This is a genomic window from Kitasatospora sp. NPDC088346, assembly GCF_044740765.1.
Taxonomy (GTDB): Bacteria; Actinomycetota; Actinomycetes; order Streptomycetales; family Streptomycetaceae; genus Kitasatospora.
Genome location: NZ_JBIURH010000131.1, coordinates 1 through 4,032, shown reverse-complemented (window position 1 = coordinate 4,032; position 4,032 = coordinate 1). Strand labels below are relative to the sequence as shown.

The window sequence follows — 4,032 nt, the reverse complement described above, 5'->3', positions numbered from 1 at the left end:
GCGACACCCCGGGGGTGTTGTCCACGAAATTGGTGATCAGCCAGTTCAGGTTCTGTGCGGCCTGGCTCATCTGACTCAACTCAACGCTCCTGGTGGTTCGAGCCGCCGAAGAGATCGGTGCTGCTGTTCTGCTGTCCGTTGCCGGACCGGCCCTGCTGGGAAATTTCCTGGGGATCGATCCGGAAGCTACCGGTGGCCCCCGGGTCGCCGCCGGCACTGCGGCCCTGCTCCACGCCGCGGCGCAGGTTGGTCAGCCGGCCGCGGACCTCCTCCGGGTTGCGGGAGACCTGCGGGCCGTCCTGCGGAGTCGGCTTGGCGTTGCCGGCGACCAGGTTCTGCTTGGGAACCCGGCGCGGCAGGCCGGAGGGCGTCGTCCCGCCGGCGGCCGGCTCGCGGAGCTGCTCCGCGCGCTGCCAGTCGCCGTCGTTGGCCGACTCCCACGTGGTGGGCGAACTGGTGGGACCGGTCGGGCCGTAGCCGCCGAGCGCCGACACCTGGTGGCCGCGCTGCTCGTTGTCCGAGCCGCTGTCCTTGGCCCCGGCGAACCAGTTCGGCTTCTCGCCGCCCTGGGCGCCGAGCTGGTCGGCGAAGACCGGGGGCGTGTTGCCGGCCAGCTGCTGGCCGGGACGGCGCTGCGGCAGGCCCGAGCCGAGCGTCCCGCCACCGGCGTTCGGAAGGGCCGCAGGCGGCTCCTCCTGGCCGTACGGGTGCCCGGCAGGGGCCTCGGGGGCCCCGCCGTAGGGCTGGTAGCCCTGGTCGTACTGCTGGCCGTCGTAGCCGTCCTGGCCGTACGAGCCGTCGGCGTACTGCTCGCGGCCGTACTGGTCCTGGTAGCCGCCGCCGGCGAACTGCTGGTCCTGGCCGTAGGCCCCGTCCTGGTGACCGGCGCCCTGGTAGTGCTGGTCCTGGTACTGGCCGCCCTGGTACTGCGGGTCCTGGTACTGGTTGTCCGCGTACTCCGGGTACTCGCCGTAGCCGTCCTGGGCGTACTGCCCGCCGTCGGCGAACTGGTCCCGGCCGTACGCGTCCTGCTGCGGACGGCCGTAGCCGTCGCCGTACGGGGGCTCGACCAGCTCGGCCTCGACCGGCTCGCCGTCACCGTCGCCGGGACCGGCCTCCAGGGCCGCCAGGCGACGCTGCTCCAGGCGCTGCGAGCGCTGCATGGACTCCAGCGCGGGGCTGAAGCCGCCGTCCTGCCCGTGGCCGGTCAGGTGGTCGTCGAAGCCCAGTTCGGCGGCGCTGCGGGCCTGGCCGACCTGCTCCCAGTTCTGGGTGCTCGGCTCCTGCTCGGCGAAGATCCGGGAGACCGTGAACTCCTCCTCCGGCTCCGGCGGCGCGTTGAACTGGGTCAGCGCCTGCGGGAGCATCACCAGCGAGGTGGTGCCCGCGGACTCGCCGGAGGGGCGGAGCTGGACCCGGATGTCGTGGCGCTGCGAGAGGCGGCCGACCACGAACAGGCCCATGCGGCGGGAGATGGTGGCGTCGACCGTGGGCGGCTCGGCCAGCTTCTCGTTGATCTCCGCGAAGTCCTCGGCGGTGAGGCCGATGCCCTTGTCGTGGATCTCCACCAGCACCCGGCCGTCCGGCAGGCGGGTGGCGTTGACCAGCACCCGGGTCTGCGGGCTGGAGAACGAGGTGGCGTTCTCCAGCAGCTCGGCGAGCAGGTGGACGAGGTCGGTCACGGCGGGGCCGACGACCTCGGCCTCGGGGATGCCGGCCAGCTCGATGCGCTCGTACTGCTCCACCTCGGAGGAGGCGGCGCGCAGCACGTCGACCAGCGGGACGGGAGTGTTCCAGCGGCGGCCGGGCTCCTCGCCCGCGAGGACGAGGAGGTTCTCGCCGTTGCGGCGCATACGGGTCGCGAGGTGGTCCAGCTTGAAGAGGTTCTCCAGCTGGTCCGGGTCGGCCTCGTTGTTCTCCAGGTCGGTGATCAGCGCCAGCTGGCGCTGGATCAGGCTCTGGCTGCGGCGCGACAGGTTGGAGAAGATCGCGTTCAGGTTGCCTCGGAGCAGGGCCTGCTCGGCGGCGAGCGAGACCGCCTGGGCGTGGACCTGGTCGAAGGCGCGGGCGACCTCGCCGATCTCGTCCTTGCCCCACAGCGGGATCGCGGCGACGGAGGTGTCCACCCGGTCCGGGTCGGTCTTGGAGAGCTTCTCGACCAGGTCCGGCAGACGGTGGTTGGCGATCTCCAGCGCGGCGCTGTTCAGGACGCGCATGCCGAGGATCATCGAGCGGGCGATGAAACCGGTGAGCAGACCGGCCAGCGCGAGGGCCGCGATCACGATCGCCGAGTTCAGGATGGCGTCGGTCTGCGCGCGGGACTTGATGTTCGCGGCGCCGGCGACGACCTGGTCGAGCAGGGCGACTTCGGTGGAGCGCAGGGCGCTGATGTGGCCGTTGGTGGCCTGCATCCAGTTCTCGGGGGTCAGACCCTCGTCCTTGGCGGCCTGGAAGGTCGCCGCGGCCTGCTCCTTGCCCCGGGACTCGCCGGCCGCCGCGGCCGCCGAGTAGGCCATGCCGATGTTCAGCAGGCCCTGGACGGTCGGTATGGCCTGGCCACCGGGCATCCGGCGCGGCGTGCGCAGGTCGGCGGCGGCCTGGTTGACCAGGGCGTCGGCGTAGACCTTGGCGTCCGCGGAGGTGCTGCCGGTGGTGAACTCGCTGATCGCGGTCTGCTCCAGCTTGGCGGAGACCAGCAGGGTCTGGATCAGCTCGATGTTCTCGTACTTGGTGACCGCGCCGGTGCCGATGCCGACCAGCAGGTTGAGCATCAGCACGCGCTGGGTCGAGGCCGAGGCCTTGGCCAGCGACATGGCGTAGATCGAGCGGCCGCGGCTGGTCTCGCTGGAGCTGCCGAAGCCGACGGAGTTGTCGATGGCCAGCAGCGGCGCGAACATGATCGAGTACGCGCCCTGGGTGGCGGTCGCGAACAGTTCCTTCTTGTAGGCGTTGTCCCGCAGGTGCGGGAGGTCCACCACGAGCTGCTGGAAGGCCTCGTTGCGCCGGGCCAGCGTCGCGTCGTCCTTGACCTTCGAGAAGGCGGAGTTGTACGCGGCCAGCGCCTGGTCGGTCAGGGCCCGGTACTTCTTGACGGTGCCCTCGGTGTCGTTGCCGATGATGATCGGCGCGGCGGTCAGGTCGCGCTCGTTCTCCAGGGCGTCGGCGAGCTGGGTCGCGGCCCGGGCGAGGGCCGCGGTCTTCAGCGCGCGGTCGGCCTTGACCCAGTCGTCGAACGAGGTGTTGACGCGCAGACCGCCGAAGACCAGGCCGATGATGACCGGGATCAGGAGGATCGCGACGAGTCGCGTCGGCACCCGCCAGTTCAGCGGGGACAGGAACTCGTAACGGCCGGAGCTCGTCCGCCGCTCCTCGGGACCGGGGCTCTTCGCACTCGAACCGGCCGGCTGCGGAGCTCCGCCGCCGAGGACGCCGGCCGGGCCACTGCCCGGACGCTCCTCGGTGGGGGTGAACGCGGAGAACCCGGCGGGGGGCACCTGGCCGCCGCTTCCGCCCGGCTCGTTCTGACGGGGCTCGGAGCGCTGCGGGGTGACTGGCTGCTTACGCCTCACTCGACAACAACCTCTCGACCGACTGGCGGCCATGGATCAATCCAGCGGCTTCCCCCGGTGGCCGCAGCCCGCTGCTGGGTGGAACTGCCAGGGGTGACTACGGGGTAGCTGGAATTTCAGCACGTGCAGGGATGGGGGACAAACAGCTCTCCGTACCCGGCCAGGCACGAGCAAATTGGACATTAAGGGGCAGTCGGTGGCAAAACGCAAGGTCATCCGCGCATATTGAATCGGATGTATCACCGTGTGTCACTAGTGATCTCCAAATGCCTACCGAACTGTTATGCACCACTGCGCCGGTGCCCGCCTCCGCCGGAAGGGGCGGAAGGCGGGCACGTGCCGAACCTCACTCGGGTGGGGCTCGGCGATCAGCGGAGTCTGGCGAGCAGGGCGTGTTCGACGAGGGTGATCAGGGCGCTCTTGGCGCTGTCGCGACGGCGGGCGTCGAGGGCGATGATCGGGG

1 protein-coding gene and 2 pseudogenes are annotated in these 4,032 nt (G+C 70.7%); all 3 read right to left on the bottom strand.

Translation table 11 applies throughout. From position 1 onward, the window contains the following. Positions 1–70 (bottom strand): annotated as a pseudogene (locus ACIOFR_RS41850) (roadblock/LC7 domain-containing protein); the annotation flags it as partial. Positions 71–80: 10 nt separating this feature from the next. Further along, on the bottom strand, positions 81–3,569 hold the full coding sequence (locus ACIOFR_RS41845) for a nitrate- and nitrite sensing domain-containing protein (protein ID WP_401006027.1): 3,489 nt from the start codon (positions 3,567–3,569) through the stop codon (positions 81–83). 368 nt (positions 3,570–3,937) lie between these two features. Beyond that, a pseudogene (locus ACIOFR_RS41840) lies at positions 3,938–4,032 on the bottom strand (ATP-binding protein); the annotation flags it as partial.